The sequence below is a fragment of the Citrobacter sp. Awk 4 genome, from assembly GCF_028069725.1.
GTDB lineage: Bacteria > Pseudomonadota > Gammaproteobacteria > Enterobacterales > Enterobacteriaceae > Citrobacter_D.
In genome coordinates this window covers 17,699-30,515 of the sequence record NZ_JANEWG010000049.1, presented here as the reverse complement: position 1 = coordinate 30,515, position 12,817 = coordinate 17,699, and the positions used below count along the sequence as shown (strand labels likewise).

General features: G+C 50.5%; 15 protein-coding genes. 6 read left to right on the top strand and 9 right to left on the bottom strand.

The features are described from left to right. Positions 1 to 139: 139 nt before the first annotated feature. Genes rfaP through rfaQ form a run of 3 tightly spaced genes read right to left on the bottom strand, consistent with a single transcriptional unit; the run spans position 140 to position 3,121 of the window. The gene (gene rfaP, locus NNO04_RS17780) at positions 140 to 937 is read right to left on the bottom strand and encodes a lipopolysaccharide core heptose(I) kinase RfaP (RefSeq protein ID WP_271445802.1); all 798 of its coding nucleotides are present in this window, start codon (positions 935 to 937) and stop codon (positions 140 to 142) included. Then, positions 930 to 2,054, bottom strand: coding sequence for a glycosyltransferase family 4 protein (locus NNO04_RS17775; RefSeq protein ID WP_271445801.1), 1,125 nt, complete (start codon positions 2,052 to 2,054; stop codon positions 930 to 932). The genes rfaP and NNO04_RS17775 overlap by 8 nt, the downstream gene beginning before the upstream one ends. Next, positions 2,051 to 3,121: a lipopolysaccharide core heptosyltransferase RfaQ gene (gene rfaQ / locus NNO04_RS17770; protein ID WP_271445804.1), complete on the bottom strand. Its 1,071-nt coding sequence runs from the start codon at positions 3,119 to 3,121 to the stop codon at positions 2,051 to 2,053. Before rfaQ ends, NNO04_RS17775 begins: the two co-directional genes overlap by 4 nt. A gap of 402 nt (positions 3,122 to 3,523) precedes the next feature. Here rfaQ and waaA point away from each other — a divergent pair, with 402 nt between their 5' ends. Next, positions 3,524 to 4,801: a lipid IV(A) 3-deoxy-D-manno-octulosonic acid transferase gene (waaA, locus tag NNO04_RS17765; protein ID WP_271445800.1), complete on the top strand. Its 1,278-nt coding sequence runs from the start codon at positions 3,524 to 3,526 to the stop codon at positions 4,799 to 4,801. A gap of 8 nt (positions 4,802 to 4,809) precedes the next feature. Then, positions 4,810 to 5,289, top strand: coding sequence for a pantetheine-phosphate adenylyltransferase (coaD, locus tag NNO04_RS17760; protein WP_271445799.1), 480 nt, complete (start codon positions 4,810 to 4,812; stop codon positions 5,287 to 5,289). Positions 5,290 to 5,345: 56 nt separating this feature from the next. On the opposite strand, the gene mutM is transcribed toward coaD, so the two are convergent. From mutM to radC, 4 genes are all read right to left on the bottom strand, one after another. After that, positions 5,346 to 6,155 (bottom strand): bifunctional DNA-formamidopyrimidine glycosylase/DNA-(apurinic or apyrimidinic site) lyase, encoded by an 810-nt coding sequence (gene mutM, locus NNO04_RS17755; RefSeq protein WP_271445798.1) that lies wholly within the window; start codon positions 6,153 to 6,155, stop codon positions 5,346 to 5,348. 98 nt (positions 6,156 to 6,253) lie between these two features. Further along, the gene (gene rpmG, locus NNO04_RS17750; RefSeq protein ID WP_003024094.1) at positions 6,254 to 6,421 is read right to left on the bottom strand and encodes a 50S ribosomal protein L33; all 168 of its coding nucleotides are present in this window, start codon (positions 6,419 to 6,421) and stop codon (positions 6,254 to 6,256) included. A 20-nt stretch (positions 6,422 to 6,441) separates the two neighbouring features. Next, the gene (rpmB, locus tag NNO04_RS17745) at positions 6,442 to 6,678 is read right to left on the bottom strand and encodes a 50S ribosomal protein L28 (RefSeq protein ID WP_003024071.1); all 237 of its coding nucleotides are present in this window, start codon (positions 6,676 to 6,678) and stop codon (positions 6,442 to 6,444) included. Between the two features lie 216 nt (positions 6,679 to 6,894). Next, positions 6,895 to 7,560: a RadC family protein gene (radC, locus tag NNO04_RS17740; protein WP_271445797.1), complete on the bottom strand. Its 666-nt coding sequence runs from the start codon at positions 7,558 to 7,560 to the stop codon at positions 6,895 to 6,897. Between the two features lie 174 nt (positions 7,561 to 7,734). Here radC and coaBC point away from each other — a divergent pair, with 174 nt between their 5' ends. The 3 genes from coaBC to slmA all read left to right on the top strand — a co-directional run bounded on the left by coaBC (position 7,735) and on the right by slmA (position 10,103). Then, entirely contained in the window at positions 7,735 to 8,955 is a 1,221-nt protein-coding gene (gene coaBC, locus NNO04_RS17735) for a bifunctional phosphopantothenoylcysteine decarboxylase/phosphopantothenate--cysteine ligase CoaBC (protein ID WP_271445803.1), read from the top strand. Continuing rightward, on the top strand, positions 8,933 to 9,391 hold the full coding sequence (gene dut / locus NNO04_RS17730; RefSeq protein WP_203359572.1) for a dUTP diphosphatase: 459 nt from the start codon (positions 8,933 to 8,935) through the stop codon (positions 9,389 to 9,391). The genes coaBC and dut overlap by 23 nt, the downstream gene beginning before the upstream one ends. A 115-nt stretch (positions 9,392 to 9,506) precedes the next feature. Then, positions 9,507 to 10,103, top strand: a complete 597-nt coding sequence (slmA, locus tag NNO04_RS17725; protein ID WP_162382377.1) for a nucleoid occlusion factor SlmA — start codon at positions 9,507 to 9,509, stop codon at positions 10,101 to 10,103. Between the two features lie 88 nt (positions 10,104 to 10,191). Here slmA and pyrE read toward each other — a convergent pair whose 3' ends face one another. Beyond that, on the bottom strand, positions 10,192 to 10,833 hold the full coding sequence (pyrE, locus tag NNO04_RS17720) for an orotate phosphoribosyltransferase (RefSeq protein WP_271445796.1): 642 nt from the start codon (positions 10,831 to 10,833) through the stop codon (positions 10,192 to 10,194). Between the two features lie 65 nt (positions 10,834 to 10,898). Continuing rightward, positions 10,899 to 11,615 (bottom strand): ribonuclease PH, encoded by a 717-nt coding sequence (gene rph / locus NNO04_RS17715; protein ID WP_162382375.1) that lies wholly within the window; start codon positions 11,613 to 11,615, stop codon positions 10,899 to 10,901. Positions 11,616 to 11,740: 125 nt separating this feature from the next. Between rph and NNO04_RS17710 the strand changes: the two genes are divergently transcribed. Continuing rightward, on the top strand, positions 11,741 to 12,604 hold the full coding sequence (locus NNO04_RS17710; protein WP_162382374.1) for a YicC/YloC family endoribonuclease: 864 nt from the start codon (positions 11,741 to 11,743) through the stop codon (positions 12,602 to 12,604). Positions 12,605 to 12,817: the final 213 nt, after the last annotated feature.

Below are 12,817 nucleotides of genomic sequence, written 5' to 3'. Positions count from 1 at the left end.
GTGACATATTTAATATTTACCCAATATATTTGAAAGTACGGATGATATTACTCTAGTCCGACTTTTATTCAATTCGGAAAAAGATGAAGCGCGGAACTTCATCCTGACCTGTAGAACGATAATGCTCGCAATAATTTATTTATAACGATCGCCGAATCGTTCGTTCTCTGATTTTTTCTGCTTTTATTTTAGCTTTTTTAATAAGCTCATCTTCCCGCTGGAAGATGACATTCAGGGGTAAACTAAAATAAACCTTCATAAAGCGGAAAACATCCCGCTGAGTCAGGCCAATGTTCATTGAGGAAAAATAGAGACCGATGAGATCTTTATCGCGCCAGCGGCGTGGGACGTTACGGCGAATTTGTGCCCGATGCAGGTCAATGACCGAAATCTTAAGATCTTTTTCCTCACCCGAGAAAGGCAGATGCAGAAGAAAATGGCAGATATAGCAATCGCGATGATTGATCCCGCCTGCATGCATTTTTTGCACCATCGTAGCAACACGCTTGATGAGCATCCGCTTCACTTTTACATCCGGAGGGTTCGTTGCCCAATCAGCGCAATATTCTTCCAGACTTAGGGTGGGAGTGAGATCTTCGGTAATGATGAATGAGGTTCTGGTCAGAGGATTCATGCCCTTTTCACCAAACCCCACGCCGTGCATTGTGTCTACGCCTAAATCACGGAGCCGATGAATCGCATTCCACTCTCTGTCGGCACCCAACACCGGCATACGCAGTGAAAGCAGATTTTTGACAATCTCTTTTAGGGACGTACCTTTATGCCATTTAAGGAAGTAGCTTTTATCGGCCAGTTCAAATCGCAGTGTTCTGCGGGTCTCCAGTTCTCTGAAGACTTCACCCTGCAACGTTTTAACTTCCTCGAACGCATCTTTACCTCGCCATAGCGTGGTCAGCGGCTCTTTCAGCTCAACCATCCAAATCACCTGTAATAATATCCGCCGCTTTTTCTGGCAGACTGTACAAATCTTGTGTATCGGCATAGTGCCTGGCGTTTTCTGCCCATGCAGCACGCAATGAAGGTTGAGTTAACGCTTTGCGTAAAATCTCATTTAATCCTTCTTGTCGGTAAGGCTCTTCTATCGCTGCACCGCAATTAGCATCCACAATATAATGTGCGTAGCCGCAAACGGAGGTGGTCAGAACAGGTAATCCCGCGGTGATCGCCTCCAGTAAGACAATACCGGCAGCTTCCTGATAAGCGGGGTGTAATAATATATCGGCAGCCGCCATTAACTCAGCCACATCATTACGGCCAGAAAAGAAATGAACATTTGCCCGCACTCCCAGTTTTTCCGCCAGAAATTCAAATTTTCTCGGCTTATCCTGACCGACAATAAACAGCAGCGTATTTTGCCGTAGAGCCTCAGGTAATGAGGCAAGTGCCTCCAGAGATCGATCGACGCCTTTACGCGTGAAATCAGAACCGACCTGCAACAGTAAATTCTGTTGCTCTGTGATACCGTTTTTCTGACGGTAAATTTCCCGACTATCTGGGATTTGCTGGCTGTATTTTCTGTCTGGATAAATCCCTGGAGGGAGAATGTGGAAACGATCGGCTTCCGTCTGATAATGCTTCTGAAAATCGGCTATCTGTTTATCCGTTAACATCAGCAATTTCGTTGGTTTACCTTGTTCAAAGGTTGCGCGCTCGAAGGCTGCATAATGGCGATACCGTGACGTCAAACGGTAAAAAAAGCCTTTTTCCTGTGCGACTTTCTCGGCATAACACACATCGGCTGCGTAGTAGACATCCAGCCCCGGCATTTTATTAAACCCGACAACCCGATCTACCGGATGCTCACGCATATGCGCCTGCACCCAGGAATAATACTCAGCGTTACGACCATGATTAGTGCGCGATTTCACTGGAACCCGGATCAGTTCAAAAACATCAGGGCATTCGCCTTCCCAGGACTGGGTATAGACACGGACATGATGACCACGCGAGGCGACGGTCTGTGCAATGCGCATAAAATCACGCTGTAAACCGCCGAAGGGAAAATATTTGTACAGGCAAAATGCGATGATCATGATGGGGTATCCGCCACTGAAGAAACGCAACCCGATGGCAGCAGCTTATCAACAGCCGCAATAACATCACTTGCCGGAATAACGGAAAGATACATTTCATTGCGATCGCGCTGCTCGCGAGGCGGCATGGCGCGATAGTCACCCGCCCAAAATTGAATCATATTATTCGACCATGGCCGCCAAAAATTATGGTCCGTCGCCCCAAACAGGCAAATCAGAGGAGTATCGACGGCGGCGGCAATGTGCCCAGGCGCTGAATCTACGCCAATAAACAACTCGGCATGATCAATCAACGCCCCCAGTTCAGGAAACGTCAATTTACCAGCAAGCGCCGTAACAGGGGGCGTTTTGCACCCCTGAGCAATAGCATCAACGCATGCTAAATCGTCCTGTCCGGGTCCGGAAGTCAACACAACCTCGTAGCCACGATCGTGTAAAGCATCAACAACCTGTGAAAACTTCTCGTTATTCCAGCACTTAAAAATTTGGCGCGCGGTGGGTTGGATCACCACATAGCGCTCGCTTACCCCTGCCTTGTCTAATTCGCTGCGTACACGCTCCCAGCAAGAGGGGTTATAACTCATGGTCGTGCGAGCCACGTTCGACGTGATCCCTAATGGCGCCAGAACGGATAAGTTGCTCTCCACCACATTCGCTCCCTGTAGTGGCGCCATGGCAGTAAAGCTATTTCGCCAAAATGAGGACTGACGGTGGCTATATTCCTGCGAAATCCTGACCGGAACATTCAGCATTCGAACCAACAGGGCAATTATCCATTGGTCGGTCAAATTTACGATCAGATCGTATTGATTTGCCCGTAACGTTTTGACCAGTTGGATGAAGTTTGAAATTTTCTCCATCGCGCCCGTTTTCTTATTTTTTATACCGTAAAGGGCATTAATTTCAGGATTTTCAGACAAAATGGGCATTGTGTCCTGGTAAAGCAGCACATCGATTTTTGCTTCAGGGTAATTCTGCTTTAGCGTACTAATAACAGGAGTAGTGAGTAACATATCTCCATGAAAACGCATCTTTACGACCAGGATTTTTCTAAATGGCTTATCCACAAGCGACTCTTTTGTTGTGATTTTCCGGTAAAGGTAAGCAGAAAAAAGCACGCTACCGCCCCAGGCTCAACAGCTACCTGAATACTGATACGCGCACTTACTTTGTGCATGTTAGTGTAACACTTCTTTCGCCGTGATCCGATATGAATAAATTTTAAGCGCGTCTCGTTTTTTTTCTTTTATAATCAGTGAAATAAAAAACAGCACGCCAAGCTAATAAGGTCATTCAGGATTGCGTTACAGGGAGAATTCAATGAATCGCATAAAAATACAAAAAAACTGTGGCCTTCAGCGTTCTTTATCCACGTTTCAGGCAATTTGATTCAAAAACAGGAAAAGTAATGGTAAAGCCTGTGCTAAATACTTAGAATCCCCAGCACATTCCAAAGTCAGCTATTTATTATGCTCGAATTGCTTTACACCGCCCTTCTCTACCTTATTCAGCCATTGATCTGGATACGGCTTTGGTTGCGCGGACGTAAGGCGCCTGCTTATCGAAAACGTTGGGGTGAACGCTACGGGTTTTATCGCCGTCCGTTGAAACCGGGCGGGATCATGCTGCATTCCGTCTCCGTGGGTGAAACACTGGCCGCAATACCTTTAGTTCGCGCCCTGCGTCACCGTTATCCGGATCTGCCGATCACGGTCACCACCATGACACCTACAGGTTCAGAGCGCGTGCAGTCCGCTTTTGGTAGCGATGTTCAGCACGTCTATCTGCCTTATGATTTACCAGACGCACTCAATCGTTTCCTCAATAAAGTCGACCCCAAACTGGTGTTGATCATGGAAACTGAGCTGTGGCCAAACCTGATCGCTGCACTGCACAAACGCCATATTCCGCTAGTGATTGCCAATGCGCGCCTTTCTGCACGATCCGCTGCGGGTTACGCAAAGCTGGGCAAATTTGTCAGCACGTTACTGCGTCGTATTACACTCATTGCGGCGCAAAATGGCGAAGATGGTGAGCGCTTCGTCACGCTGGGGGCGAGAAGCAATCAAGTTACCGTCACCGGTAGTCTGAAGTTCGATATTTCTGTCACTCCACAGCTTGCGGCGAAAGCCGTTACCTTGCGTCGTCAATGGGCGCCGCATCGTCCCGTGTGGATTGCCACCAGTACCCATGACGGTGAAGAAAGCGTGATTATCGCCGCGCATCAGGCGTTGTTACACCAGTTTCCCAATCTGCTGCTAATTCTGGTTCCCCGACATCCTGAACGTTTTCCGGATGCGATTAACCTCGTACGTCAGGCTGGACTAAGCTTTACCACACGCTCCTCAGGAGAAGTCCCCTCTGCCAGCACTCAGGTGGTCATTGGCGACACTATGGGCGAGTTGATGTTGCTCTACGGTATTGCGGATCTCGCTTTCGTCGGCGGTTCACTGGTTGAACGAGGTGGGCATAATCCACTGGAAGCCGCTGCGCACGCTATCCCGGTATTAATGGGACCGCATACCTTTAATTTTAAAGATATTTGCGCCCGGCTGGAGCAGGCAAGTGGTCTTATTACCGTCACCGATGACACTACACTGGCAAAAGAAGTCTCTTCTTTGCTGACCGATGCCGATTACCGGAATTTCTATGGTCGCCATGCTGTTGAAGTATTGTATCAAAACCAGGGCGCACTTCAGCGTCTGCTGCAACTGCTGGAACCCTATCTGCCACCTAAAACGCATTGAGGGCTGTCATGCAAAAACGGGCAATTTATCCGGGTACCTTCGATCCGATTACTAACGGTCATATCGATATCGTGACACGTGCGACACAGATGTTTGATCGCGTGATTTTGGCCATTGCCGCCAGCCCCAGTAAAAAACCGATGTTCACGCTTGAAGAGCGTGTGGCGTTAGCGCAACAGGCGACGGCGCATCTCGGTAACGTCGACGTGATGGGATTTAGCGACTTAATGGCGAGTTTCGCTCGCGAACAACAGGCGAGCATTCTGATTCGTGGCCTGCGTGCAGTAGCGGATTTTGAGTATGAAATGCAGTTGGCACACATGAACCGCCATCTGATGCCTGAGCTGGAAAGCGTCTTTCTGATGCCCTCCAAAGAGTGGTCATTTATCTCTTCTTCGCTGGTCAAAGAGGTGGCGCGCCATCAGGGCGATGTTACCCATTTCCTGCCAGCCAATGTTCATCAAGCGCTGATGGATAAGCTGAAGTAACGACGATGCCGGATGGCGTTGGCGCTTATCCGGCAGACAACCGCTCACCCCTTCAATCACTTCTGACACTGACGGCAATAAAACGTCGCGCGCTGAGCGTGTTTGGTGGCGATAATCGGTGTACCGCAGACCCGACAAGGCTCACCTTTCCGTCCGTACACCTGCAATTCTTGCGCAAAATACCCAGGCTTCCCGTCACTTTGCAGAAAATCTTTCAACGTCGTTCCGCCCTGTTCGATAGAACGCTGTAAAACAGCCTTAATCACGCGTGCAAGCAACGTATACTCATCCTGTGACAATGACGAGGCCAGACGGTCAGGATGGATGCCTGCCGCAAACAGCGACTCACTGGCGTAGATATTACCGACGCCCACCACCAACGTGTTATCCATCAACCACGGCTTTATGGCCGTTTTCTTCTTTACGCTCTTCTGTTGCAGATACTCGCCGTTGAAATCGTCGCTTAGCGGCTCCGGGCCAAGGTGCGCCAGGACATTATGTCCTTCCAGCTCTTTCGTCCAAAGCCAGGCGCCAAAGCGGCGCGGATCGGTGTAGCGGAGAATTTTCCCGTTGCTCATCACCAAATCAATATGGTCGTGCTTTTCTGCGGGGAGTTCTTCAGGGAGGATACGTAAGCTACCTGACATCCCCAGATGAATGATTACCCAGCCATCCGGTAACTCCAGCAGCAGATACTTGGCGCGGCGCTGCACGCTCAGTACGGGCTTATCGCTCAGACGATAGATTTCTTCTGATACAGGCCATCGTAAACGTCCATTGCGCACGGTGACGTGCAAAATGGTTGCTCCGACCAGGTGGGGTTCGATCCCACGGCGGCTGGTTTCGACTTCAGGTAATTCAGGCATAGCGTCTCCGGCACTGTTTCATATGTCTTTATTATGGGGACCGCCAGAAAACAAAAAACCCCGCCGAGGCAGGGTTTTTCTTTACATCAAAACGAAAATTATTTGATTTTCGCTTCTTTGTATAAAACGTGCTGACGAACAACTGGATCGAATTTTTTCAGTTCCAGTTTTTCCGGCTTAGTACGTTTGTTCTTCGTAGTGGTATAGAAGTGACCAGTACCAGCAGAAGAAACCAGCTTGATTTTCTCACGAATACCTTTAGCCATGATTTATTTCCTCTTAGTACTTAGTACTTTTCGCCACGGGCACGCAGTTCAGACAGAACTGTTTCGATGCCTTTCTTATCAATTACACGCATACCTTTAGCAGATACACGCAGGGTGACAAAACGCTTCTCGCTCTCAACCCAGAAACGGTGAGAGTGCAGGTTAGGCAGGAAACGGCGTTTAGTCGCGTTCAGTGCGTGGGAACGGTTGTTACCGGTCACCGGACGCTTGCCAGTAACTTGGCAGACTCGGGACATGTCTATTCTCCAAAAATCAAATTAGCTCGAGCTTCGTATGGGGTATTGGCGCCTCGTCAGGCTTCTCAGCCCGGTTATCGCAGTTCTAAGCGAACTCTCGATTGCCAGGCCCAAATGCCAAACCCGAGATTCTCAAAGGTGGCGTAGTATACGCTGTGTAAGCGATGTGCTCAAGTCCCGAACAGACAAAGATCCCACTGGATCGCGCAAAGTGCTCTAAATCCAGCCACGTTCGGCAAAAGAAACGTACTCTCCGCGCCCAATCACAAGGTGATCGAGCACTCTGATATCCATGATCTGGCAGCATTTTACCACACGCTCGGTGATGAGTTTATCTGCTTTGCTCGGCTCTGCACACCCCGAAGGGTGATTATGTGCAAGGATCACCGCCGACGCATTTAATTTTATCGCCTCGCGAATGATTTCGCGCGGATGCACCTCAACATGGCTGAGCGTTCCGGCAAACAGACGGTTGTGGGTAATGACACGATGCTGGGCATCAAGAAAGATCACCAGAAAGATCTCCCGTTCCTCTTCCATGAGCTGACTTTGCAAAAACTCCCGTGTCATTTCCGGACTCAGCAACGAATTTTCCTCCATCATCCGCACGTTGTAGTAACGCCGGGCCAATTCTGCAATCCCTTTTAACTGTGCATATTTAGCAATGCCCACACCAGAAAGGGAACGGAACTGTTCAAAATCAGCCGTCAGCAGGCCGTAGAGAGAACCGAAATGGCAGAGCATCTCTTTCGCCAGTGTCATCACATCTTTTCCTGGCGTTCCCGTACGCAAAAAGAGGGCCAGAAGCTCCACATCGCTGAGAGAACCGATTCCTGACTGCAACATTTTTTCCCGAGGCATCAAACTTTCTGCGGTATCCATACGCGTCCTCCTCCTTCGTCATGCCGCATGTTGGCACAATCCCTCAGTGGATTCGACGCTCTGTTATCACTCCTGCGTACCGCTTCGCAAAGTGAATCGCGGGCAAAAACACGACGCGCTGTGGATTGTGATAAAATATCCGCCTTCTGGTGAAACCCAACAGGAAAGATCATGATGAGCCTGGCCGGTAAAAAAATCGTTCTCGGTGTCAGCGGCGGCATTGCGGCCTATAAAACCCCGGAACTGGTACGTCGTTTGCGCGAACGCGGTGCCGATGTCCGCGTGGCAATGACTGAAGCGGCAAAAGCCTTTATTACCCCTCTGAGTCTACAGGCGGTTTCGGGTTACCCCGTTTCCGACAGCCTATTGGATCCCGCAGCCGAAGCGGCAATGGGCCATATTGAGCTGGGGAAATGGGCCGATCTGGTTATCCTCGCGCCTGCGACGGCCGACCTGATTGCCCGCGTTGCTGCCGGTATGGCGAATGATCTGGTCTCGACGATTTGTCTGGCCACACCGTCACCGGTTGCCGTCCTCCCGGCGATGAACCAGCAAATGTACCGCGCCACGGCGACACAGCATAATTTGAGCATTCTTGCCTCCCGCGGTTTGCTGATTTGGGGCCCGGACAGCGGAAGCCAGGCATGTGGAGACGTGGGGCCTGGCCGCATGCTCGACCCGTTAACGATTGTGGATATGGCCGCGGCACATTTTTCGCCTGTCAACGATCTGCAACATCTCAACATCATGATTACGGCAGGTCCAACGCGCGAACCACTCGACCCGGTGCGGTATATCTCTAACCATAGCTCCGGTAAAATGGGATTCGCGATTGCCGCCGCCGCAGCACGGCGCGGCGCTAACGTGACGCTGGTTTCCGGGCCGGTTTCACTGCCAACACCACCTTTTGTTCAGCGTGTTGATGTGATGACTGCGCTGGAAATGGAAGCGGCAGTCCAGGCGGCAGCGCAACAGCAGCATATTTTTATCGGTTGTGCCGCAGTGGCTGATTATCGGGCCGCCTCTGTCGCGAATGAAAAAATCAAGAAACAAGCCACTCAGGGTGATGAATTAACAATAAAAATGGTCAAAAACCCTGATATTGTCGCCGGGGTCGCCGCACTCGATGCTAATCGCCCCTTTGTCGTTGGGTTTGCCGCCGAAACGAATAATGTGGAAGAATATGCCCGGCAAAAACGTATCCGCAAAAACCTTGATATGATCTGTGCGAATGATGTTTCGATTACAACTCAAGGCTTTAATAGCGACAGCAACGCTTTGCACCTTTTCTGGCAGGATGGAGATAAAGTCTTACCGCTTGAGCGTAAAGAACTCCTCGGCCAATTATTACTCGACGAGATCGTGACCCGTTATGATGAAAAAAATCGACGTTAAGATTCTGGACCCGCGCGTTGGACAGCAGTTCCCGCTTCCGACCTATGCCACCTCCGGTTCCGCCGGACTTGACCTGCGAGCCTGTCTCGACGCCGCCGTCGAGCTGGCGCCTGGCGCGACGACGTTGCTGCCGACAGGATTGGCTATTCATATCGCCGATCCCTCTCTGGCAGCCGTTATTCTGCCGCGCTCCGGCCTGGGTCATAAGCATGGTATCGTGCTGGGTAATCTGGTCGGTTTGATCGACTCCGATTACCAGGGTCAGTTGATGGTTTCTGTCTGGAACCGTGGTCAGGACAGCTTCACCATTGAGCCTGGCGAGCGTATCGCACAGATGGTTTTTGTTCCTGTTGTGCAGGCCGAATTTAATCTGGTGGAAGATTTTGATGCCACCGATCGTGGTGAAGGCGGCTTCGGCCATTCAGGACGTAAGTAATACGTCACGTATCCCGCTACGCAATAACGTCATAACATCACCGCAAACCCTGAGTTTGCGGTCGTAGTGTGGGTGCCAGCCTGGCAAGTGCTTATTTTCAGGGGTATTTTGTAACATGGCAGAAAAACAAACTGCGAAACGGAATCGTCGCGAAGAAATACTTCAGTCTCTGGCGCTGATGCTGGAATCCAGCGATGGAAGCCAGCGCATCACAACGGCAAAACTGGCAGCTTCCGTCGGCGTTTCTGAAGCCGCACTATATCGCCATTTTCCCAGCAAGACGCGCATGTTCGATAGCCTGATCGAGTTTATCGAAGATAGTCTGATTACCCGTATCAATTTAATTTTGAAAGATGAGAAAGACACCGGCACACGCTTGCGTTTGATTGTGTTGCTAATTTTGGGATTTGGCGAACGCAATCCCGGTCTGACACGTATTCTCACCGGACACGCATTGATGTTTGAGCAGGACCGCTTGCAAGGGCGAATCAACCAGCTCTTTGAACGTATCGAAGCGCAGTTGCGTCAGGTGTTGCGGGAAAAGAGAATGCGTGAAGGCGAAGGTTACGCCACGGAAGAAACGCTGCTGGCAAGCCAGATTCTGGCGTTCTGTGAAGGCATGCTGTCACGTTTTGTTCGCAGCGAATTCAAATACCGACCGACGGACGATTTCGACGCCCGCTGGCCGCTGGTAGCCGCACAGTTGCAGTAACGACTTAGCCGGGTGGCGGCGATGCCTTATCCGGCCTACCAACGTGTAGGCCCGGTAAGCGCAGCGCCACCGGGCACTTCAGGCGAAGTTACACCCCAAATTCTTCCCGGTACGCACGAACAGAAGCCAGATGCTCAGCCATCTCTGGTTTCTCCCCCAGGTACTCAATCAGGTCTTTCAGCGTAATAATAGAGATAACCTGGCAGCGATAGTCACGCTCCACTTCCTGAATCGCTGAAATCTCTCCGCGCCCGCGTTCCTGACGATCCAAGGAAATCAGCACGCCCGCAAGCGTTGCCCCATTCGCCTGAATAATCTCCATCGATTCGCGGATTGCGGTACCGGCAGTAATCACGTCGTCTACCAGCATCACACGACCCTGTAGCGCACTACCCACCAGATTGCCGCCTTCGCCATGGTCTTTGGCTTCTTTACGGTTAAAGCAGTATGGAAGGTCTTTGTCGTGATGTTCCGCCAGCGCAACAGCGGTTGTGGTGGCAATCGGGATCCCTTTGTATGCGGGACCGAACAGCAAGTCGAAATCAATGCCGGAATCCACCAGCGCTTCAGCATAGAAACGACCTAACAGAGCCAGGTCGCGCCCGGTATTAAACAGTCCGGCATTGAAGAAATAGGGGCTCTTGCGCCCGGATTTCAGCGTAAATTCGCCAAACTTTAGTACCTGCTTGTTAAGCGCAAACTCAATAAACTGGCGCTGATACGGTTTCATGGATTCGATCCTCATCTCACTTTATTTCAGACAAAAAAAAGGCGACTTCTCAGTCGCCTTAAAAATCAATTTTCTAACGCCGCCTTCTGCGTCGCTACAATAGATTCGATTCCCCCTCGGGCTAGCGCCAGTAAGGAGAGAAGTTCTTCGTGGCTGAACGGCTCACCTTCTGCCGTACCCTGAACTTCAATGATGCGGCCATCTTCAGTCATCACCACATTCATATCCGTTTCTGCAGCAGAGTCTTCAACATACTCTAAGTCACACAACGCTTCGCCATTCACGATGCCAACGGATACCGCAGCAACCATTCCTTTCATCGGATTGGTTTTCAACTTACCGTTCTCGACCAGCTTTTTCAGCGCATCGGCCAGAGCAACGCAAGCACCTGTGATAGAAGCCGTACGGGTACCGCCGTCAGCCTGAATAACATCGCAGTCCAGCGTGATAGTAAATTCACCCAACGTCTTGAGATCAACCGCGGCACGCAATGCACGCGCGATCAGACGCTGAATTTCCATGGTACGGCCGCCCTGCTTTCCTTTCGCCGCTTCACGCGCATTACGGGTATGCGTAGCGCGTGGCAGCATACCGTATTCAGCAGTAATCCAACCCTGACCTTGCCCTTTCAGAAAACGCGGTACGCCTTCTTCAATAGAGGCAGTACACAGCACTTTGGTATCTCCAAATTCGACCAGCACCGAGCCTTCAGCATGTTTTGTATAATTACGGGTCAGGGTTACGGGACGCACCTGATTAGCGCTACGGCCTGCTGGACGCATATTGAGATCTCCGGCTTGAAACGAATGTGGCTGCGCATTATACGGACTTCCGTCGGTTATTCCTATCCTGACAGGGCATGCATAGCTATAATCCCCCCATCTCTCCTTTAAAAACAGGAACGTCTATGATCCGCAGTATGACCGCCTACGCCCGGCGTGAAATCAAGGGTGAATGGGGTAGCGCCACCTGGGAAATGCGCTCGGTAAACCAGCGTTATCTGGAAACTTATTTTCGTCTGCCGGAACAGTTCCGTAGCCTCGAGCCTGTTGTTCGCGAACGCATTCGTACGCGCCTGACGCGCGGTAAAGTCGAATGTACCCTGCGTTTTGAACCCGATGCCAGCGCACAAGGTGAACTCATTCTGAATGAGAAGCTCGCAAAGCAACTCGTCACCGCCGCTAACTGGGTCAAAATGCAGAGTGATGAAGGGGAAATCAATCCAGTTGATATTTTGCGCTGGCCGGGAGTCATGGCCGCTCAGGAACAGGATCTGGACGCCATTGCGGCTGAAATACTGAACGCACTTGACGGTACGCTGGACGACTTCATCATCGCCCGCGAAACGGAGGGTCAGGCCCTGAAAGCTCTGATTGAGCAACGTCTTGAAGGCGTCAGCGCTGAGGTCATCAAAGTGCGCGCGCACATGCCAGAGATCTTACAATGGCAGCGCGAACGCCTGGTCGCCAAGCTGGAAGACGCACAGGTTCAGCTGGAAAATAACCGCCTGGAACAAGAACTGGTGCTAATGGCGCAACGCATTGACGTAGCGGAAGAGCTGGATCGTCTGGAAGCGCACGTGAAAGAAACCTACAACATCCTGAAGAAAAAAGAGGCGGTAGGCCGTCGACTGGACTTCATGATGCAGGAATTCAACCGTGAGTCGAACACGCTGGCGTCTAAGTCTATCAATGCAGAAGTCACTAATTCCGCCATTGAACTGAAAGTATTGATCGAGCAAATGCGCGAACAGATTCAGAACATCGAGTAAGCCATTTTTCACCACGTAGCCCCGTGAAAATGAAGCGGTGCTACGTGTTTTTCCTGTAGATCAAGTCACCCCTCTCTTTTTCTATTAGTTTTTCTCATCATATTTTTTCAACCTCAGAATATGAGAAGGCATAAAACATGATGAAAAATGTAATTTTGCATAAAATAAAGTTATTAAAACCACCTTACCTTAGAAAATCTCAATCGTGATATT

Coding starts and splice junctions, on each gene's coding strand:
- radC (WP_271445797.1), bottom strand. CDS start 7,560: ATGGATACCGCAGAAAGTTTGATGCCTCGGGAAAAAATGTTGCAGTCA.
- dut (WP_203359572.1), top strand. CDS start 8,933: ATGATGAAAAAAATCGACGTTAAGATTCTGGACCCGCGCGTTGGACAG.
- waaA (WP_271445800.1), top strand. CDS start 3,524: ATGCTCGAATTGCTTTACACCGCCCTTCTCTACCTTATTCAGCCATTG.
- pyrE (WP_271445796.1), bottom strand. CDS start 10,833: ATGAAACCGTATCAGCGCCAGTTTATTGAGTTTGCGCTTAACAAGCAG.
- rfaP (WP_271445802.1), bottom strand. CDS start 937: ATGGTTGAGCTGAAAGAGCCGCTGACCACGCTATGGCGAGGTAAAGAT.
- coaD (WP_271445799.1), top strand. CDS start 4,810: ATGCAAAAACGGGCAATTTATCCGGGTACCTTCGATCCGATTACTAAC.
- rpmB (WP_003024071.1), bottom strand. CDS start 6,678: ATGTCCCGAGTCTGCCAAGTTACTGGCAAGCGTCCGGTGACCGGTAAC.
- coaBC (WP_271445803.1), top strand. CDS start 7,735: ATGAGCCTGGCCGGTAAAAAAATCGTTCTCGGTGTCAGCGGCGGCATT.
- mutM (WP_271445798.1), bottom strand. CDS start 6,155: ATGCCTGAATTACCTGAAGTCGAAACCAGCCGCCGTGGGATCGAACCC.
- slmA (WP_162382377.1), top strand. CDS start 9,507: ATGGCAGAAAAACAAACTGCGAAACGGAATCGTCGCGAAGAAATACTT.
- rpmG (WP_003024094.1), bottom strand. CDS start 6,421: ATGGCTAAAGGTATTCGTGAGAAAATCAAGCTGGTTTCTTCTGCTGGT.
- NNO04_RS17775 (WP_271445801.1), bottom strand. CDS start 2,054: ATGATCATCGCATTTTGCCTGTACAAATATTTTCCCTTCGGCGGTTTA.
- rph (WP_162382375.1), bottom strand. CDS start 11,615: ATGCGTCCAGCAGGCCGTAGCGCTAATCAGGTGCGTCCCGTAACCCTG.
- NNO04_RS17710 (WP_162382374.1), top strand. CDS start 11,741: ATGATCCGCAGTATGACCGCCTACGCCCGGCGTGAAATCAAGGGTGAA.